General features: G+C 71.4%; 18 protein-coding genes. 16 read left to right on the forward strand and 2 right to left on the reverse strand.

The annotated features are described in order from the left end of the window. Positions 1-93: 93 nt before the first annotated feature. Positions 94-1,878, reverse strand: a complete 1,785-nt coding sequence (locus ABD220_RS16910; protein ID WP_344124584.1) for an L-lactate permease — start codon at positions 1,876-1,878, stop codon at positions 94-96. Positions 1,879-2,152: 274 nt separating this feature from the next. Here ABD220_RS16910 and ABD220_RS16915 point away from each other — a divergent pair, with 274 nt between their 5' ends. The 9 genes from ABD220_RS16915 to ABD220_RS16955 all read left to right on the forward strand — a co-directional run bounded on the left by ABD220_RS16915 (position 2,153) and on the right by ABD220_RS16955 (position 10,909). After that, on the forward strand, positions 2,153-3,004 hold the full coding sequence (locus ABD220_RS16915) for a (Fe-S)-binding protein (RefSeq protein ID WP_344124586.1): 852 nt from the start codon (positions 2,153-2,155) through the stop codon (positions 3,002-3,004). Beyond that, entirely contained in the window at positions 3,001-4,689 is a 1,689-nt protein-coding gene (locus ABD220_RS16920) for a lactate utilization protein B (RefSeq protein WP_344124587.1), read from the forward strand. Before ABD220_RS16915 ends, ABD220_RS16920 begins: the two co-directional genes overlap by 4 nt. Then, positions 4,686-5,327 carry a LutC/YkgG family protein gene (locus tag ABD220_RS16925; RefSeq protein ID WP_344124589.1) on the forward strand — a complete coding sequence of 214 codons (642 nt, stop codon included), beginning with the start codon at positions 4,686-4,688 and terminating at the stop codon, positions 5,325-5,327. The genes ABD220_RS16920 and ABD220_RS16925 overlap by 4 nt, the downstream gene beginning before the upstream one ends. 127 nt (positions 5,328-5,454) lie before the next feature. Further along, on the forward strand, positions 5,455-5,811 hold the full coding sequence (locus ABD220_RS16930) for a CHY zinc finger protein (protein ID WP_344124591.1): 357 nt from the start codon (positions 5,455-5,457) through the stop codon (positions 5,809-5,811). Between the two features lie 203 nt (positions 5,812-6,014). Further along, entirely contained in the window at positions 6,015-6,764 is a 750-nt protein-coding gene (locus tag ABD220_RS16935; protein WP_344124592.1) for an energy-coupling factor ABC transporter ATP-binding protein, read from the forward strand. Further along, positions 6,764-7,498, forward strand: a complete 735-nt coding sequence (locus tag ABD220_RS16940) for an energy-coupling factor transporter transmembrane component T family protein (protein WP_344124594.1) — start codon at positions 6,764-6,766, stop codon at positions 7,496-7,498. Before ABD220_RS16935 ends, ABD220_RS16940 begins: the two co-directional genes overlap by 1 nt. Positions 7,499-7,623: 125 nt before the next feature. Beyond that, a complete protein-coding gene (locus ABD220_RS16945) occupies positions 7,624-8,223 on the forward strand; it encodes a biotin transporter BioY (protein WP_344124596.1) in 600 nt (199 codons plus the stop codon). A gap of 93 nt (positions 8,224-8,316) precedes the next feature. Next, positions 8,317-9,762 (forward strand): class I adenylate-forming enzyme family protein, encoded by a 1,446-nt coding sequence (locus ABD220_RS16950; protein WP_344124598.1) that lies wholly within the window; start codon positions 8,317-8,319, stop codon positions 9,760-9,762. Beyond that, a complete protein-coding gene (locus ABD220_RS16955; protein WP_344124600.1) occupies positions 9,743-10,909 on the forward strand; it encodes a thiolase family protein in 1,167 nt (388 codons plus the stop codon). The genes ABD220_RS16950 and ABD220_RS16955 overlap by 20 nt, the downstream gene beginning before the upstream one ends. Before the next feature lie 127 nt (positions 10,910-11,036). Here the strand turns inward: ABD220_RS16955 and ABD220_RS16960 are convergent, their stop codons facing one another. Then, positions 11,037-11,252 (reverse strand): hypothetical protein, encoded by a 216-nt coding sequence (locus ABD220_RS16960; RefSeq protein ID WP_344124602.1) that lies wholly within the window; start codon positions 11,250-11,252, stop codon positions 11,037-11,039. 87 nt (positions 11,253-11,339) lie between these two features. Between ABD220_RS16960 and ABD220_RS16965 the strand changes: the two genes are divergently transcribed. The 7 genes from ABD220_RS16965 to ABD220_RS16995 all read left to right on the forward strand — a co-directional run bounded on the left by ABD220_RS16965 (position 11,340) and on the right by ABD220_RS16995 (position 18,054). Then, the gene (locus ABD220_RS16965; RefSeq protein ID WP_344124604.1) at positions 11,340-11,924 is read left to right on the forward strand and encodes a CGNR zinc finger domain-containing protein; all 585 of its coding nucleotides are present in this window, start codon (positions 11,340-11,342) and stop codon (positions 11,922-11,924) included. A 149-nt stretch (positions 11,925-12,073) separates the two neighbouring features. After that, positions 12,074-13,264, forward strand: coding sequence for a glycosyltransferase (locus ABD220_RS16970; RefSeq protein WP_344124606.1), 1,191 nt, complete (start codon positions 12,074-12,076; stop codon positions 13,262-13,264). Between the two features lie 91 nt (positions 13,265-13,355). After that, positions 13,356-15,173, forward strand: coding sequence for a hypothetical protein (locus ABD220_RS16975; protein ID WP_344124608.1), 1,818 nt, complete (start codon positions 13,356-13,358; stop codon positions 15,171-15,173). Positions 15,174-15,469: 296 nt separating this feature from the next. Then, complete coding sequence (locus tag ABD220_RS16980; protein ID WP_344124610.1) at positions 15,470-16,156, forward strand: prepilin peptidase; 687 nt, start codon at positions 15,470-15,472, stop codon at positions 16,154-16,156. 245 nt (positions 16,157-16,401) lie between these two features. Continuing rightward, positions 16,402-16,620, forward strand: coding sequence for a Flp family type IVb pilin (locus ABD220_RS16985; protein ID WP_344124613.1), 219 nt, complete (start codon positions 16,402-16,404; stop codon positions 16,618-16,620). Positions 16,621-16,702: 82 nt separating this feature from the next. Further along, positions 16,703-17,074, forward strand: coding sequence for a TadE/TadG family type IV pilus assembly protein (locus ABD220_RS16990; RefSeq protein ID WP_344124615.1), 372 nt, complete (start codon positions 16,703-16,705; stop codon positions 17,072-17,074). Continuing rightward, the gene (locus ABD220_RS16995; RefSeq protein ID WP_344124617.1) at positions 17,062-18,054 is read left to right on the forward strand and encodes a pilus assembly protein TadG-related protein; all 993 of its coding nucleotides are present in this window, start codon (positions 17,062-17,064) and stop codon (positions 18,052-18,054) included. The genes ABD220_RS16990 and ABD220_RS16995 overlap by 13 nt, the downstream gene beginning before the upstream one ends. Positions 18,055-18,071 lie beyond the last annotated feature (17 nt).

An 18,071-nucleotide genomic window follows, 5' to 3' on the forward strand; every position in this document is an offset into this window, starting at 1 on the left:
GGTGCGGGTCCCGCCGGACCGAGCACGAAGACCCCGGCCGGGGGTCGTCGTGCTCGGTGGTGCCGTTGCGGGCCGGGCCAGCTGCGGGCCGGGTCAGCTGCGGCTCTGCAGCTCCATCGGTGTGTCGACCCGCATCAGTCGGCGGGCGATGGTGGCCAGCCCGGCGACGAGCAGGAGCAGCATGACGGTGCCCAGGTTGAGTCCCACGCCGTGGATGAAGAGGTGCGCGACCGTACCGCCCGCGAGGCAGTAGTACGTGGTCACGATGACGGTCTTGCGCAGCAGGTCCCCCTCGCGGCCCAGCAGGCCCACGGTGGCGGAGGCCGCCACGATGTTGTGGATGGCGATCGGGTTGCCGCCGGCGCCGCCGACGGCCTGGGCGGAGACCACGAGCTCGGGCGGCACGCCGATCCGGGCGCCCGTGGAGAACTGGAACTGGGAGAAGGTCAGGTTGGACACGGTGTTCGAGCCGGCCACGAAGGCACCCAGCGCGCCGATCCAGGGGGCGATCACCGGCCAGGAACTGCCCGAGATCGCGGCGGCCCCCTCGGCGAGGGTGACCGGCATGCTGGAGAGCCCCGAGTCGTTGAGGGCCGGACCGGACTGGATGAGCACGCGAACCAGGGGCACCGCGAAGAGGAGCGCGGCGGCCGTGCCCGCCAGCTGGCGGCCCGAGACCTTGAACGTCTCGGCGATCTGCCGCCCGGTCATGCGGTGGACGGCGTAGGCGAACAGCGACGCGAGGATCAGCACGAACCCCGGCAGGTAGAACGGCTGCACGGTCGTGGTGATCCCGGTGCCCAGGATGTCCTCGAAGGGGAGCGCCAGACCGGTCAGGAACTCCTTCAGCGGGGTGATGACGCGGCTGGCGACCAGCAGGGCCGCCATGACGGCGTAGGGGGCCCACGCGCGGACCACGCTCATGTGCGTGGACACGTCCGTCGCCTCGGCCGGCTCGAGGGTGCCCATCCAGCGGTGGGACCAGGCGGAGCGCGGCCCGAAGCCGAAGGTGTCCTTCGGCATGAGGAAGCCGCGGCTGGACGTGAACATCACCAGCGACAGGCCGATGAGCCCGCCGAACATCGAGGGGAACTCGGGACCGAGGAAGCGGGCCACCAGCACGTACGGCACGGTCATGGCCAGGGAGGCATACACGGCGAAGGGCCAGACGGCGAGCCCGTCGCGGAACCGCCGCTCGGGGCCGAAGAAGCCGGTGAGCAGGGTGACGAGGATCAGCGGGATGAGGATGCCCACGATGCCGTGCATGGCCGCCGTGTAGAAGCCGATCGAGTTGATGAACTCCGGCATGGTCAGGCCCAGGACGCTGACGCGCTCGGCGACCGCGGGATCGCCGCCCAGGCCGTTGGCGACGCCGACGAGGATGGGGGTGCCGACCGCCCCGAAACTGACCGGCGTGCTCTGCACGATCAGCCCCACCATGACGGCGGCCATCGCGGGGAAGCCCATGGCGAGCAGGAGCGGGGCCACGACCGCGGCGGTGGTGCCGAAGCCCGAGACGCCCTCGATGAAGGAACCGAAGAGCCAGCCGATGATGATGGCCTGCACGCGCCGGTCGGCGGAGATGGAGTTGAAGCCGGCACGGATGGTGGCCATGGCCCCGCCCACGGTGAGGGTGGAGAGCAGCAGCAGGGCGGCGAAGACGATGTACAGCATGGTGGCGGCCACGATGAGGCCCTCGAGAGTGGCGGCCAGCACGCCGGCGAAGCTCATCTGCCACACGACCAGGGCCACCACGACGGCGACGGCGTAGCCCACCGGCATGGCGGCCTTCGCGGGCCAGCGCAACCCGGCCAGGAGTACGCCCACCACGAGGAGGGGCAGCAGAGACAGCAGGCTCAGGAGGGCGAGATTGTCCACGGGGAGATCCTTTCTGGGCCCCTCGGCGGGGCAGGGCGAGGAGGAAGGGCGAGCGCGTGCGGCGCGGTCGGAGATCAGGACGACGCTATGGTCGGACCACAATGGTCTGACCACGGAGCGTACATGGCGCAGATCACAGCCCCAAGCCCATTGCGGCGGATGAATCGAAGGTGTCGACGTCCGTTGTGTCGTGCATCTCACTCGTCTACTATGGTCAGACCACATGCGGCAGTCCGCCGTCGTCGCGCGTCTCCATCCCGTTCCCGGAGGTCCCATGAGAATCGCCCTGTTCGCCACGTGCATCGTGGATGCGATGTACCCCCGGGTCGCGCTGGCCACCGTGCGGGTGCTCGAGCGGCTGGGCCACGAGGTGGTGTTCCCGCCCGGCCAGGGATGCTGCTCCCAGATGCACGTCAACAGCGGCTACGTCGACGACGCCCTGCCCGTGGTCCGCAACCACGTCAGGGCCTTCACCGCCGCGGACCACGACGTCGCCGTGGCCCCCTCCGGCTCCTGCGTCGCCTCCCTGGCCCACCAGCAGCCGATGGTCGCCCGCGCCGGCGGCGACGAGGCCCTCGCCCAGGAGGCTGCGGCCGTCGCGGCGAACACCTACGAGCTCTCCCAGCTGCTGACCGACGTGCTCGGCGTGACGGACGCGGCCGGCCAGCTCGGCTCCTGGTTCCCCCACCGGGTCACCTACCACCCGTCCTGCCACGGGATGCGGCTGCTGCGCCTGGGGGACCGGCAGAAGGACCTGGTCGCCTCGGTCGGCGGCATCGACTTCGTCGAGCTGCCCGACGCCGAGGAGTGCTGCGGGTTCGGCGGGACCTTCTCCTTCAAGAACCCGGACGTCTCCGCCGCGATGGCCACGGAGAAGATCGACAACATCGTCTCGACCGGCGCCGAGCTGTGCACCGGGGGGGACGCCTCCTGCCTCATGCACCTCGGCGGGGCCATGAGCCGCCGGGGCACGGGTGCGGCCACCGTCCACTTCGCCGAGATCCTCGCGTCCACCCGCGAGAACCCGCTCGAGGTCGCCGGGCCGGTCGAGCTGTCCATCCCGGACCCGGGGGCGCGCCGCACGGCGTCGTCGTCGGTCCGCCGCACCACCGGAGGTGTCCGATGAGCCGCACGGCCCTGGGCATGCCCGCCGTCCGCCCCGCCCACGGCCAGGGGAACCTGCACGCGCGGACCGCGTTCCCCGCCGCCGCGAAGGCCGAGCTGGGCAACACGCAGATGCGGGCCAACATCCGCCACGCCACCCACACGATCCGCGGCAAGCGCGCCCGGGTGGCGGGGGAGCTGCCCGACTGGGAGCAGCTGCGCTCCGCCGGCTCCGCGATCAAGGAACACGTCATGGCGCACCTGCCGGAGCTCCTCGAGGAGTTCGAGCGCAGCTTCACGGCCCGCGGCGGCACGGTGCACTGGGCCCGCGACGCCGCCGAGGCCAACCGGATCGTCACCGAGCTCGTGCAGGCCACCGGGTCCACCGACGTCATCAAGATCAAGTCCATGGCCACCCAGGAGATCGGCCTGGAGGAGCACCTGGCCGGCCACGGGATCACGGCCACGGAGACGGACCTCGCCGAGCTCATCGTCCAGCTGGGACACGACAAGCCGTCCCACATCCTGGTCCCGGCGATCCACAAGAACCGGCACGAGATCCGCGACATCTTCCTCGCCGAGATGCCCGAGACCGACGAGACGCTCACGTCCGAGCCGCGCGACCTCGCCGAGGCCGCCCGCACCCACCTGCGGGAGAAGTTCCTCACCACCTCCGTGGCGGTCTCGGGCGCGAACTTCGGCGTGGCCGAGACCGGGACGCTGACCGTGGTGGAGTCCGAGGGCAACGGCCGCATGTGCCTGACCCTGCCCGAGACCCTGATCACCGTGATGGGCATCGAGAAGATCGTGCCCACGTTCGCCGACCTCGAGGTGTTCCTGCAGCTGCTCCCGCGCTCCTCCACCGGGGAGCGGATGAACCCCTACACCTCGATGTGGACGGGCGTGACCCCCGGGGACGGCCCGCAGGACGTGCACGTGGTGCTGCTGGACAACGGCCGCACCGCGGTGCTCGACGACCCCGCCGGGCGCTCGGCGCTGCACTGCATCCGCTGCTCGGCGTGCCTGAACGTCTGCCCCGTCTACGAGCAGACCGGCGGCCACGCCTACGGCTCCACCTACCCGGGCCCGATCGGGGCGATCCTCTCCCCGCAGCTGACCGGCATCACCTCCGAGCAGAACGCGTCCCTGCCCTACGCCTCCTCGCTGTGCGGGGCCTGCTACGACGTCTGCCCGGTGAAGATCAACATCCCCGAGATCCTCGTGCACCTTCGCGACGAGGACGTGCGCACCCGGCACGGCGAGCGCTCCGACGACGGCGCCGCCGCGGCCCCGGCCCGGACCCGGCGCCGGCCGCGGCCCCCGTCCGAGATGGACCTCATGATGAAGGGAGCCTCCTTCGTGATGTCCTCCGGCAAGCGCATGGCGCTCGCCGAGAAGGCGTTGCCGCTGGGCCGGGCCGTTGCCGGCAAGGACCGGGCGATCAGCTGGCTCCCCGGGGCGGCCGGCGGCTGGACCGACGAGCGGGACCTCCCCGCCCCGCCGAAGGAGTCCTTCCGCAACTGGTGGGCCCAGCACGCCGACGAGACCCGGCAACGGGTGGCCGCCGACGGTGGCCCCGTTCCCGGTGGCCCCGTTCCCGGTGGCCCCGTTCCCGGTGGTGCCGGCAGCGCCGGCACCACCGGCACTGCCGAGGGTCCACAGGGCGGGTCCTCGGACGGCCCTCAGCACCACGGGGGAGAGCGATGACCGACGCCAAGACCGAGATCCTGGCGCGCATCCGCGGGGCGCTGCACGACACGCCGGCGCCCGCACCGGCGGAGCGCGCCTACCGCCGCGCCTCGGAACGGCCGCGCGAGGAGGTCCTCGAGATGCTCGAGGACCGGCTGGTCGACTACAAGGCCTCGGTGCACCACGAGACCCCCGAGTCCCTGCCGGGCCGGATCGCCGAGCTGCTGGGCAGCTCCGCCCGCTACGTGGTGCCCGAGGGCCTGGACCGCTCCTGGCTGCCCGAGGAGTCCGGCATGCGCCGGGCCATCGTGGACCCCAACGACGCCCGGGCGGCCTCCGCACTGGGAGTGCGCGAGCTCAATGCCGTGGACGCCGTGGTGACGTCCTCGACCGTCTCCTGCGCCGAGACCGGCACGATCTTCCTCACCGGCCGTCCCGACGAGGGCCGCCGGGCGATCAGCCTGGTCCCCGACCACCACATCTGCGTGGTGCCGCGGGACTCGGTGGTCGAGCTGATCCCCGAGGCCCTCGCCCTGGTGGAGCCCACGGCCCCGGTCACGATGATCTCCGGGCCGTCCGCGACCTCGGACATCGAGCTCGAGCGCGTGGAGGGCGTGCACGGGCCCCGGAGGCTGGACGTGATCCTGCTCGGCTGAGGGCCCGCCCGTACGCAGTTTCTCCGCCGCGTGCCGCCTGCTCCGTACAGTGGGCACTGTCGGACGGACGAGGAGCGGCGCCCGGGGCCTCCCGGGGGCCCGGGACCGAGGGTGGGGGAGCACAGTGATGAGGCGGGTTCTGGGCAGCCCTGTCGACGAGCAGACGCGCTGCGTGCACTACCGGACGGCGCTGGATGTGATCGCGATCAAGTTCCGGTGCTGCCGGGAGTACTACCCTTGTCATCTGTGCCACGAGGAGAGCGCCGGCCACCCTGCGGCGCAGTGGCCGGCCGAGGAGCAGGACACCGAGGCCGTGCTCTGCGGGGTCTGCGGCCACGAGCTGACCGTCCGGGAGTACCTGGCGGTGGAGGGCTGTCCGCGGTGCGGGGCGCGGTTCAACCCGGGCTGCGCCCTGCACGCCCACCTGTACTTCGAACCGGCACCTCGCGACCGGGCGGTCACGGACCGGGAGATCGCGGACTGAGGCATGCCGGGCCCGGGGCGTCCGGGGTCAGGGCATCTCGGTCCGGGACGTCCCGGCGGGGGCGGCTCGGTCCGGGGTATCTCGGTTCAGGGCGTCTCGGTTCCCGGCGTCCCGGCCGGGGCATCGCCACCGAGGCGCGCTGGGGCGGGCTGCGGGAGCGTTCGAGGTCCGGTGGGCACGAGGAGGAGAGGAAGGCGGTCACGGTGTCGATCAAGCACCCGCTGCGGGACCGATCCCGCCGGGCGGAGCCCTCCGCTCCGCCGGAGCCGCAGCGCTCGGACATCCGGCTGACGGGGGTCACGGTCACCCGGGAGGGCGTCGACGTCCTGCGGGACGTCGACCTGTCCCTCGACGAGCACCGGATCGCGGTGATCGGGCTCAACGGCTCGGGCAAATCCACCCTGGTGCGCCTGCTCAACGGGCTGCTGCTGCCCACCCGGGGCACGGTCCAGGTGGGCGGGCTGTCCACCGCCAAGGACGCCAAGCTCATCCGGCGCCAGGTGGGCTTCGTGTTCCAGAACCCGGAGAACCAGATCGTGATGCCGCTCGTGGCCGAGGACCTGGCCTTCGGGGCGAAGAACCTGGGCCTGCGCGGGGCCGAGCTCACCGCCCGGGTGGACGGGGTCCTGGAGCGGCTGGGCATCGGCCACCTGCGCGAGCGGGAGTCCTACGCCCTGTCCGGGGGCGAGAAGCAACTCGTGGCCCTGGCCTCGGTGCTGGTCATGGAGCCGGCCACGATCGTCTTCGACGAACCGACCACCATGCTCGACCGGCGCAACCGCCGCCGGCTGCAGGCCACCATCGACGAGCTCGACCAGCGGGCGATCGTGGTGACCCACGACCTGGACCTGATCGGCGACTACCAGCGCGTCCTGGTGGTGCACGAGGGCCGGATCGCCTTCGACGGCGCCCCCGCGGAGGCCGTGGAGTTCTACTGCGGGATCAGCGACTGATGGACGCAACCCGGCGACAGGACGCCCGCAGCAGAGCTGACCGGCCCGACGGGACTCGAGCGCACGGTGCCGGGCGGCACGCCGCAGGGCCCACCGGCGTGCTCGCCCGCATCCCGGCCGGGTCCAAGTTCGCGTTCCTGTTCGCCGCCAGCCTGGGCATCTACGCCGTGACGCACCTGGGCCTCCAGGTCGCCGTCTTCGCCCTGGCCGTGACCGCCGCCTGGCTCACCCGCACCCCGCCGGCCCGTCTGCTGCGGATGCTGGCCGGACTGCTGCTCATCGTCGGGATCGTGTTCCTCACTCTGGGGCTCACCACGAGCTGGGAGGCCGCGGCGGTCTCGGCGCTGCGGCTGCTCAGCCTGTGCCTGTTCGCCTACGCGGTCAGCCTGTCCACCACCTTCGGCGAGATGCTCGCCCTGTTCGAGCGCCTGCTCGCGCCGACCCGGCACCTCGGGCTGAACCCGGCCCAGATGAGCCTGGCCCTGTCCATGACGATCCGGTTCATCCCGCAGATCCGCACCCAGTACCTCGAGGTCCGGGAGGCGCAGTTCGCCCGCGGTCTGCACAACAGCCCGGTGGCCGTGCTGGTGCCCCTGCTCGTGCGTACCCTCGAGTCGGCCCAGGAGATCGCCGCCGCCCTGGACGCCCGGTGCTACGATGCCGCGGCACCACCGCGGCGGGGCACCGCTGCCACCACCCCGGCTCCGCGGCGCGCCACCCCGCCCACCGACTGACCCGCCCGCACCACCCCGGCTCCGCCCCGACAGTGCGGCCCCGCCCGCTCGCTTCCATCCGCTTGGCCCATTTGCTCGGCCGATCTGCTCGTCTCCGCACTCATCAGCCCGACCCGAAGGACCCCATGGCCACCGACACCTCGCAGACCACCCAGAACACCGTCCTCGTGGCCGTGTTCGCCGCCCTGATCGCCGCCCTCGGGCTCGTGCCGCCGATCACGGTCGGGATCATCCCGGTGCCCATCACGCTGCAGACCCTCGGCGTGATGCTCGCCGGTGCCCTGCTCGGGCCGGTGCGCGGCATGCTCTCCGTCGTCGTCCTGCACGCCCTGGTGCTGGCCGGCCTGCCGCTGCTGGCCGGCGGCCGGGGCGGGCTCGGGGTGTTCCTGGGCCCGACCGGCGGCTACCTCGTCGGCTGGATCCCGGCCGCCCTGGTCATCGGGGCGCTGGTGCAGTACTGGGCGCTGAGGCGCACCGGGACCGCCGCCCGCTTCGCCGCCGTCCTGCTCAGCGTGGTCCTGGGCGGCATCGTGGTGATCTACGCCTTCGGCATCCCGTGGACGGCCGTGGTCACCGGGCTACCGCTGTCCACCTCCGCCCTGGGTTCCCTCGTGTTCATCCCGGGGGACCTGCTCAAGGCGGTCGTGGCGACGCTGGCCGCGATCAACGTCCACCGCAGCTACCGCCGGCTCCTGGGCGGGGTGCAGCAGACCACCGCCCGCTGACCGCCGGGGGAGCAGCACCCGCTGACCACCGCGGCGCCCGGCGCACCGCTCATCGCCCGCCCGCAGCGCGGGTCCATCACCGAGGACGAGGACATGCCCTTTCTGGACCGCGTGACCCGCTGGGCCGAGGAGCGCCCGCAGGAGTCCGCCGTCGTCTGCGGGCGCGCGGAGCTCAGCTGGGGGGAGCTGCGCGCCGAGGCCGCGGCCCTGGCCGCCTCGGGCGAGCCCACGGGCATCCTCCGGCAGGCCAACAGCACGGACTTCGCCGTCCGGTGGGCCGCGGGGGTGGCCGAGGAGCGGGTGTGCGCCGTCCTGGACCCCTCCTGGCCGGAGGAGACGGCCGCGCCTGTGCAGGAACGCTGCGCGGCACGGATCCCCGCCGATCCGGTCCCGGCGGTGCTGCGCGACGGCGACCCCGCCTCGGCGTTCCTGATCGGTCTCACCTCGGGCACCACGGCCCTGCCCAAGGGTTTCCGCCGCAGCCGGGCCTCCTGGCGGCGCTCGTTCGAGACCTCGATCGCGCACTTCGGGCTGGGGCCGGAGGACCGCGTGCTGGCTCCCGGTCCACTGGCCTCGAGCCTGAACCTCTACGCCCTGTCCGAGTGCCTCTACGCCGGGGCCGGTTTCGTCACCCTGCCGCACTTCGACGTGGCCGCCGCCCACGCCGCAATCACCGGTCAGGGCGTCACCCGTCTGGTCCTCGTGCCCACCGTGCTGCGGGTCCTCGCGGAGCGCGGTCTGGCCGGCGGCGTCGACGCCGGCGGTGTCACCGCGATCGTGTGCGCCGGGCAGAAGCTGGACCGCGCCACGCTGACGGCGGCCCGCCGCTGGGCCCCGAACGCCGCGATCTGGGAGTACTACGGCGCCGCCGAGCTCGGTTTCGTCGCCGCTTGCTGCCACCGGCCGGGCGAGCCCGCTGAGGGGCCCGCGCAGGAGTTCGCCGCGGAGTTCACCGAGGAGTCTGCCGCGCAGTCCGGCACCGCGGTGGGCGCCCCGTTCCCCGGCGTGGAGGTGGCCGTCCTCGACGCCGCGGGCCGCCCCGTGCCGGAGGGCGTGGCCGGCACGATCGGCGTGCGCTCGGACCTGGTCTGCGACGGCTACCTCTGGGGCGACGACGGCCAGGCCTTCGGCCGGCTCGGCGGCCTGCACACGGTGCGCGACCAGGGCTTCCTGCGCGACGGACAGCTGCACGTGCTGGGGAGGGCCTCGGAGATGATCAACAGCGGCGGGCTCAACGTCTATCCGCACGAGGTCGAGGCGGCCCTGGCCATGGTGCCGGGAGTGGCCGACGTCGTCGTCGCCGGCCTGCCCGACGGAGCCCGCGGCCAGCGGATCGTGGCCGGGATCCTCCCGGGCACCGGCGGAGCCGACCGGTCGCGGCTGCGCGCCGGCCTGGAGCCCCGGCTGGCGCCGGCCAAGCGCCCGCAGCAGTACTGGGAGCTCCTGGAGCTGCCGGTGACCGCGAGCGGGAAGCTCAGCCGACAGCTGTTCCGCGACTGGATCCTCGAAGGAGACGACCGTGTCCGTCCGCTCGGCTGAGGCCCCCCTGCTGGTGCTGGGCCGCCGCACGCCCCTGGCGCGCGCCGGGACCCTGCTCGACGGCGTGCCCGTCCAGCGGCTGCTGGCGCCGGTGCTGCGCTCCCTGGTGGCGGACACGGGCCTGGATCCCGAACAGGTCGCGGACGTCGTGGTCGGCAACGCCGTGGGCGCCGGTGGCAACCTCGCCCGGCTCGCCGCGCTGGAGGCCGGTCTGCCGCTGTCCGTGCCGGGCCTGACCGTGGACCGGCAGTGCGGCTCGGGCCTGGACGCCGTGGTGCTCGCCTGCCGGCTCGCCCAGGCCGGGGCCGGCCGGGCCTTCCTCGTCGGCGGGGCGGAGAGCATCAGCACCGCCCCGCTGCGGGGACGGCGACGCCAGGACGGGGAGGTCGAGTTCTACCGCCGCGCCCAGTTCGCCCCGGAGCACCTGGGCGATCCGGACATGGGCGAGGCCGCCGAGACCGTCGCCCGCGAGCACGGGATCGGCCGGGAGCGGCAGGACGCCTACGCTCTGCGCAGCCACCAGCGGGCCCTCGCGGCAGTGGAGGCGGGCAGCTTCACGGACGAGCTGGTGCCGGTGGCCGGAGCGCGCGGGCACGTGCGCGCCGACAACGGCCCGCGCCGGACGTTGAGTGCGAGGCTGCTCGCGCGCTTCCCGCCCGTGTTCGAGGCCGGCGGCACGGTGACGGCCGGCAACTCCTGCGGCGACGCCGACGGCGCGGCCGCCGTCCTCGTCACCGACCTCACCACGGCGCGGGAGCTGGGCCGGTCCGAGGGACTGGCCTTCCGCGGTGCGGCCACGGTCGGGGTGGACCCGGCGCGGCTAGGCATCGGTGCCGCCATGGCCGCGCAGCAGCTGCTGGCGGAGCAGGGCGTGGCCGTGGACCAGCTGGCGGCGGCCGAGTTCAACGAGGCCTTCGCCGGGCAGGTGCTGGCCTGCACCGACCTGCTCGGTCTGGACGAGGCGGTGCTCAACGCCGAGGGCGGCGCCCTGGCCCTGGGCCACGCCTACGGCGCTTCCGGGGCGGTGTCCGTGGTGCGCCTGCTCGCCCGGTCCCGGGCGCTGCCCGCCGGGAGCCTGCTGCTGGCGATGATCAGCTCCGCCGGGGGCATCGGCACGGCCGTCCTGTTCGAGAAGGTCGCGCTGTGATCGGCAATTGTTGCTCGGGCCCGCGCTGAGCGGTGCACCCGCACCAGGACCGAACCCCGGACCCGCTCGGGGCACCGCACGACGGCGAAGGGAGAACGACCGGCGCTCCCGGCCGTTCCCGGGCCGCTCAGCGGGTGCGCTGCGCCGTCGTCCGCTCCGCTTCGCCCAGGGCCGGGTAGGACGGACCGTGCTGCCCGAGCACGGTCACTCCGCGCCGCACGTTGTAGTACACGTCCCGCAGCGTCCAGCTGCGCAGGTCCGTGCGCTCCCGCCGCGGGACGGACTGCCGGCCCACGGTGGCGAACACGAAGAGCAGCGCCAGGAGGTAGAGTCCGCCGACCATGACCAACTCCTTCTCGCGACCATCGTCGCGTAAGGGTCTAAACTGATGATGACGCTCACGCTAGCCGGAGAGAGGATAAGTAGTCAAGTGCATTTTGCCTATGACACCGAGGACGTGCTCGAATCCGACGTGGCGCTGATGAACACCGCGCCGGGGGCCTCCCGCTCCGGGGAGGACGAGCTCGTGACCACCCAGCAGCTGCGGGACCTCCTCGAGACGCACGGCTGGTCGGGGCGCTTCGACCGCGACGAGCACGAGCTGGCCGAGGTGCGCGAGGTGCGCCGCGAGCTGCGGCGGGTCTGGGCCCTGGACCGGGACGCCATGGTGGAGGCGGTCAACGCCGTGCTCGACACGACCGAGCTCGCCCCGCACCTGGCCCGGCACGACGGGAAGGACTGGCACCTGCACGCCTCTCCCTCGGACGCACCCCTGGCCGCCCGCCTGCGCCTGGAGACGGCGTTCGCCCTCGTGGACGTCATCCGCGCCGACGAGACCGACCGGCTGCGGGAGTGCGGGGCCGAGGACTGCGACGGGGTGCTCCTGGACCTCTCCCGCAACCGCTCCAAGCGCTTCTGCAGCCAGCGCTGCGCCAACCGCACCAACATGACCGCCTACCGCCGCCGGCAGGCCGGCGACACCGACGACCGCCCGGGCCTCGACGACGAGGTGTGAGCCGGCCCGGCTGACCGGTCGGCGCGGCGGGCGGGGCGTCGTCCTCGTCCGCTGTTCTCGGAGCAACGACCGGCTCCGGGGCTGGTGGCCGCACGCGTCTCCCTCGCAATGAACGGGTCCTGGCGGGGGAGCAGGAGCACACTGGGTCCATGAGGATGATGCTGCTGACGTCCGGGTCCCGCGGCGACGTGGAGCCTTTCGCGGCTCTGGCCCGGTACGCCTCCGACCACGGGCACGAGGTCCGCCTGGGTGTCCCCGACTCCTCCGGCGTGGACCTGTCGGGGCTCGACACCGTGAGTCTGGAGGTGGACTTCCACCGGTTGGTCCAGGCGCACGGCATCTCGCCGTGGACCGCAGTGCGGCACTTCCGCACCGAGGTGGGGCCCGGCATGCGCCGGATGCTCGCCGCCGCCGTGCGGGAGACGCTCGCCTTCGCGCCGGACCTCGTGGTCCACCATCCCAAGGTGCTCACGGCCCCGGCGGTGGCTCAGTCGCTCGGCGTCCCGCACGTGCTGGTCGAGGCCGTGCCCGTGCTCACTCCCACGCGGCAGTTCCCGGCGCCCGGCGTGGTGAACCGGGATCTCGGCCGCTTCAACCGCCTCACCTACCAGGCCGTCCGGGGTGCCGAGCGGATGTTCCGCCGGGACATCGACCGGGCATGCGCCCAGCTGCCCGGTGGCCGGACGGCCACCGTTCCCGCCCCGGCGGCCACCCTGCTGCCGATCAGCCCGCAGCTGCTGCCGCGCCCGGTCGACTGGCCGGCCTCCGTGCACCTCACCGGGTCCTGGCACTCCGACGCCCCGGTGCCGGAACTCGACACCCCTGTGCGCGAGTTCCTCCAGGGCGGGCGCTACCTGGTGGCGACCTTCGGCTCCATGGCGTCCGGGGACCCGCTGGCCCGGGGGAGGGCGGTGGTGGAGAGCGCCCGTGCCCACGGTCTGCGGGCGCTGCTGCTCACCGGGTGGGGCGGTCTCGCCCTGCCGGACGAGCTCCGGAGCGACGACGTGCTCACCGTGCCGGCCCTGCCGCTCGACGCGGCGCTGCCCGGTGCGGAGCTCGCCGTCCACCACGGCGGGGCCGGGACCGTCCACGCCGTGGCCCGGGCCGGCGTGCCGCACGTGGTGGTGCCTTTCCTGGCCGACCAGCCGTTCTGGGGCCGGCAGCTGCACGGGCTCGGCCTCGCGGCCGCGCCGATCCCGAAGCGGAAGCTGACGGCCGAGCGGCTCAGCGCGGCGATCGACGACGCCCTCGGGTGCCATTCCGCCGCGGAGCGGGCGGGACGGGAGATCCGCACGGAACACGGCCTGCAGACGGCGTTGTCCGTGCTCGAGTCCTGCTGATCTCGGCGCGGCGCCCGGTCGGTGTAGTTTGCCTTTGGAAATACATTGTTGCCTGGCGTCCAGCCCGGTGCACCGAGGGGCGAGGACACTCATGGATGGCGACGAGCAGGCGGAGCGCAGCACAGCCGTGGAACGGCTGCGCGGGGTGGCCCGCGCGGACGCACGAGACGGGGTCGAGGGAACTCTGGAACTGCAGCGCGCCCTCGAGTTCCTCGAGAAGCTCGACCTCCGGATCCTGCGGGAGATCGAACGGGAGCTCGCCCGTCCCGACAACATGATCGCCAGCCCGGCCCTGGGGGCCCATGGGGGTCTCACCGCGTTCCTGGGCACGCGCTACGCCGCGGCCTTCCCTGCCTCCCGCTACCACCCGTCCACACCGGTCCCGCAGATCCGGGCCCGGCTGCTGGACACCCTGGTCTTCCGGGAGATCCGGATCGCCCACGGCGGCACGATGTTCGACCGTTCCGTGCGAGGGGTCCAAGGAGCTCTGGGACTGTCTCCGCGCGACAGTCTCGCGGATACGGGCTTCCCCGAGTACGGGGCGCCGAGCGTGTTCCTGCTGCTCGACGTCGCGGCGTCCTTCGCGACCGTGCAGCTCAGCAGGACCTCCGCCCACATCACCGCCTCCATGGGCTACTCGGGAATGGATGCCTATGCGGACGCCCTCGACGCCTGCCACTTCATGACCACCCCTTTCGCCAAGCACCTCCTGCGGTCCCGGCCGGACCCCGGCAAGCTGGTGGCCATGGCGGCGCGCGGACGGCTGGACGGCTTCGGGATCTCGCCCACGGACATCGACGGGGACCGCCTGCTCGCCGAACTCTCGAAGCTCCGGGATCGGCTGCCGGAGCTGAGCGGTGCGTACTCCACCTGGGGGCCCACGGGGAATGCCGGCCGCCGGCAGCCCCCGGACACCGCCGGGCGGGAGGACGAGATCCGGACATCCTTCGTCGTCTCCCGGCGCCCGGGGCGGCCGCGGACCGCCGGTGAGGCCGAACAGAACCACCTGTCGCGCAGGAGCTGGGCACTGCTGGTGCAAGAGCACCGGACTCAGCTCGCGACGGTGCTGGCGGTCGCTGCCATCGCGGTCTTCTGGTGGTCGGCGCGGGCGGCCTCGCTGGAACTCTCGGGCAGGCTCATCGCGCTCGCGGCCGTCATGGGCGCCGTCGCCGGCGCGGCCCTGGTTGCCCTGCTCGACTCCCGGGCGCAGGCCTTCTTCCGGGCCGCCGAGGGGCTCAGCATGTACATGGTGCTGCAGGGCAGGCGGGACGCGCAGTTCCTGGGCCCACTGCTCACGCTGCGCCCGGACCTCTTCGCCGGGGCCCGGCACGCCGGGCTTCCCCGGCTCGTCACCGTGGTCGTCGAGCGCAACGGAGTGCTCTTCCTGGGCCGCGGGACGTGTCCCCCCGTCGTCGCGGCCTTCCACTGGCTGCACGTCCCGCCGATCACCGCGCCCGAGGATCCGCCGGCGAGGCTCGGCCGACGGAAGCATCGGGTGGCCTTCGACGTCCGCCGGGACGGGACGGAGGTGGTGCTCGGCTTCCCGCTCGAGCGGGCGAAGGTCGCCTGGACCCAGCGCAGCTACCTCGAGAACAAGCCGCTGGAGGCGGTGCTCGCGCTCCTGCAGGGCCTGCGGCACACCTGGGCGTTGTCGCCGCTCGGCGCACCCAACGGCGGTGAGGACGTGGACACCTCCGAGCGCCTGCGCCTGTTGAGCGGCGCCGAACCGGTGGCCGGCACCCGCTGGGAGCAGGAAGCCCTCGACTGGGAGTCCGGACCCCGCCCGCCACTGGAACTCGCCGGCGCTGCCGCGGCACGCCGCGAACAGCTGGTACTAGGGGTGGTTGCCGTGCTCATGGCGCTCGGGTGCGTGCTCGTCCCGCCGTTGCTGGCCCTGCTTGCCAACTGATTCCGGCGGTTCGTCCAAGAAACCCTGTTCCCGAGAAAGAGGGCTGTCGACACTCAATTGAGGCGAATCACAACTCCTGATTCCTGGGTACTGGAATTCCTGCCGATCTCGGTTCAGGAGTTTCTCGATAGGTGATTGTCGAATTGTCGAAACGCCGCTTGACGTGCTCGTACACCGAAATAGAGCCACCTCTCGGTTAGTCTCTGTCTCGTACGGGAACCCCGATCGGGGGACAACCACCCATCCGGGCGTCAGCCGAAACGCCCACGGACCGGAGGGACGCTCACGTGGAGCTCATGCTCGGATCAGCCCCCCTCTGGTGGGGGCTGACTGCCGCTCTCATGGGTGCTGTGGTGGGCTGGTTCCTGCCACACGTCGTCCTGCGGTACAGCCCTGTCACGGACCAGCCTGCCTCTGCACCGTCCCGTCCGTTACTGGCGGTCGCCACGGCGGCACTCTTCTTCCTCGTGGCCGCATTCTTCGGGCTCAGCTGGCAGCTCCCGGCATACCTCTTCTTCGCGGCGGTCGCCGTGGTGCTCACAGTGATCGATCTGCGCCACCATCTGCTCCCCAATGCCGTGGTGCTGCCGGCACTGGGCATCGGCTTGGTGCTGCTCGTGCTCGCCGCAACTGGGGAGAACGCCTGGGGAGCGCTATTGCGCGCGGTGCTGGGTGCTCTGGTGCTGTTCGTCCTCTACCTCGTGCTGGCGCTGATCTCCCCTGCCGGACTCGGCATGGGGGACGTAAAGCTCGCCGCCGTGCTCGGGTTGTTCCTCGGCTTCCAGGGATGGGGAGCCCTGTTCGTCGGGGCGGTGCTGGCCTCCGTGGTCGGCATGGTGGTGGGTCTCGCCGTGCTGGCGTCCCGCCGCGGCGGCCTGCGCAGCGACGTCCCGTTCGGCCCGTCGATGCTGGCCGGTGCCTTCGCGGCGGTCATGTGGGGAGAGCTACTGGCGCGGGAGTACCTGCTGCCGGGCCTCTATTGACGCCGTTCGGGGGACAAGCGCTCTCCCAACTTTGGTCTATGTAAATAAATACACCTCTCACCAGGCATTACGTCGCTGTTTAACGTCCCCCAAAGTGCATGCACTCGAATGCTTGTGGCTTTGCTGGAGCAAAGTCTATTCTTCTTACAGGTCAGTAGCCCGGTACGGGGAGCCTCTCGCAGGCAGTGTCGGAAACAGCTGAAGACCCACTCCACCCTTTCTCCGCTTTGCTAAGGAGCTTTCTCATGCTGCCTCTTTTCATCACCGTCCAGGCCTTCTTCACCGACACCTTCGAGCGCATCCAGCGCAACGAGAAGGGTGCCACCGCCGTCGAGTACGGCCTGCTCATCGGCCTCGTCGCCATCGTGCTCGTCACGACCCTCGCACTGCTCGGCGGCACCGGAGGCCCCATGGACATCCTGGTCGACAAGCTCAAGGCCAAGATGACGGCGATCACCCTCTGACTGTCAGCCGTACCGAGAGCGCCGCGGCGGCCCTTCGTCCGGGCTGCCGCGGCGCTCCACGTTGCAGGATCATGGAGGAGTTATGAGCAGTATCCGCGACGAGCGGGGGGCGGTGGCCGTCGAGTTCGGCCTTGTTATGCCACTCCTGTTGATGATCTTGTTCATCATCGTGGAGTTCGGTTACGCCTTCAATGCGCAGATCAGTGTGACCCATGCTGCCCGGGAAGCAGCGCGCACGATGGCTATCACGAAAGACTGGTCGGACGCCAAGGATGCTGCCCTGTCCTCCTCACCATCCTTGTCTCCGGCGAAGCTCCATTTCCCGACCGAGCCCACCTGCGTGGCCGGCGCACCCGTTGAGGTGGTGCTCACCTACTCTCTTTCCGGCCTAACGAGCTTGTTGCCGAGCGGCGTCAACATCAAGGGCAAGGCGGCCATGCAATGCGGCGGCTGATCACATCCCTGCGTGGTACGGAGCGCGGCGGAATCTCGGTCATGGTCGCAATGCTCATGGTCGTGCTCCTCGGGGCCGCAGCAGTCGCCCTCGATACCGGGTTGATCTATGCCGAGCGTGCTCAGCTGCAGAATGGGGCAGACGCCGCCGCGCTCGCCGTTGCGGAAGAATGCGCCAACGACGAGCTCGTTTGCTCTGTCTCTGCCGCAAGCCTTGGAGGCCAATATGCAGATGCCAATTCCAAGGATGCCGCCTCCGACGCAACGATTTTAGAACTCAATACCACTGGTGACTTTGTCCGTGTGCAAGCCAGCACGCGGGACGGAGTGACCGGCTCTGACAAGCTGGGTCTGACCTTTTCTTCCATGCTGTGGGGAACAGAACCTACGGTCGGAGCCACCGCCACGGCCAGCTGGAGCATGTTTCCCCATGGCGGTCCGTCGATCCTCCCATTGGCGTTCGCCCCCTGTGTATTTGACCTCGATGGCGGGGTGCAGCTGATCCGGTTCCACGGCAACACAAGCCCGCCGTCGTGCACGAGCACCAGCCCCTCTGGCCAGGTCCTCCCGGGTGGCTTCAGCTGGTTGGCAGGATCGGACAGCGACTGCAACCTCGACGTCGAGAACGACACCGATGTGCCGAGCAAACCTGGCGTCAGCTCGCCCGAGGGGTGCGTGGATGTTCTGAAAAGCCTGTACGAACAGACCGCGCTGTTGCCCGTGTATGACGATTTCGACCCCGCGGGCGGCGCGAACGGTTCTTATCACATCAAGGGGTGGGCTGCCTTCAAGATCCTAGGTTGGAAGGTTTCGGGAAGTGAGCAGAAGGACAATGACATTTATCCAGATGCCACGTGCACCGGGAACTGCCGCGGTCTTATCGGCGAGTTCGTCAGTTTCGGCACATTGGCCGATGGATTCACCGGAACCACTGATCCGGATGCCGACTTCGGGGCATCCATCGTCACCCTGACCAAATAGCAGCAACAGCATCGCGA

It is taken from the genome of Kocuria aegyptia (genome assembly GCF_039530085.1).
Classification (GTDB): Bacteria; Actinomycetota; Actinomycetes; order Actinomycetales; family Micrococcaceae; genus Kocuria; species Kocuria aegyptia.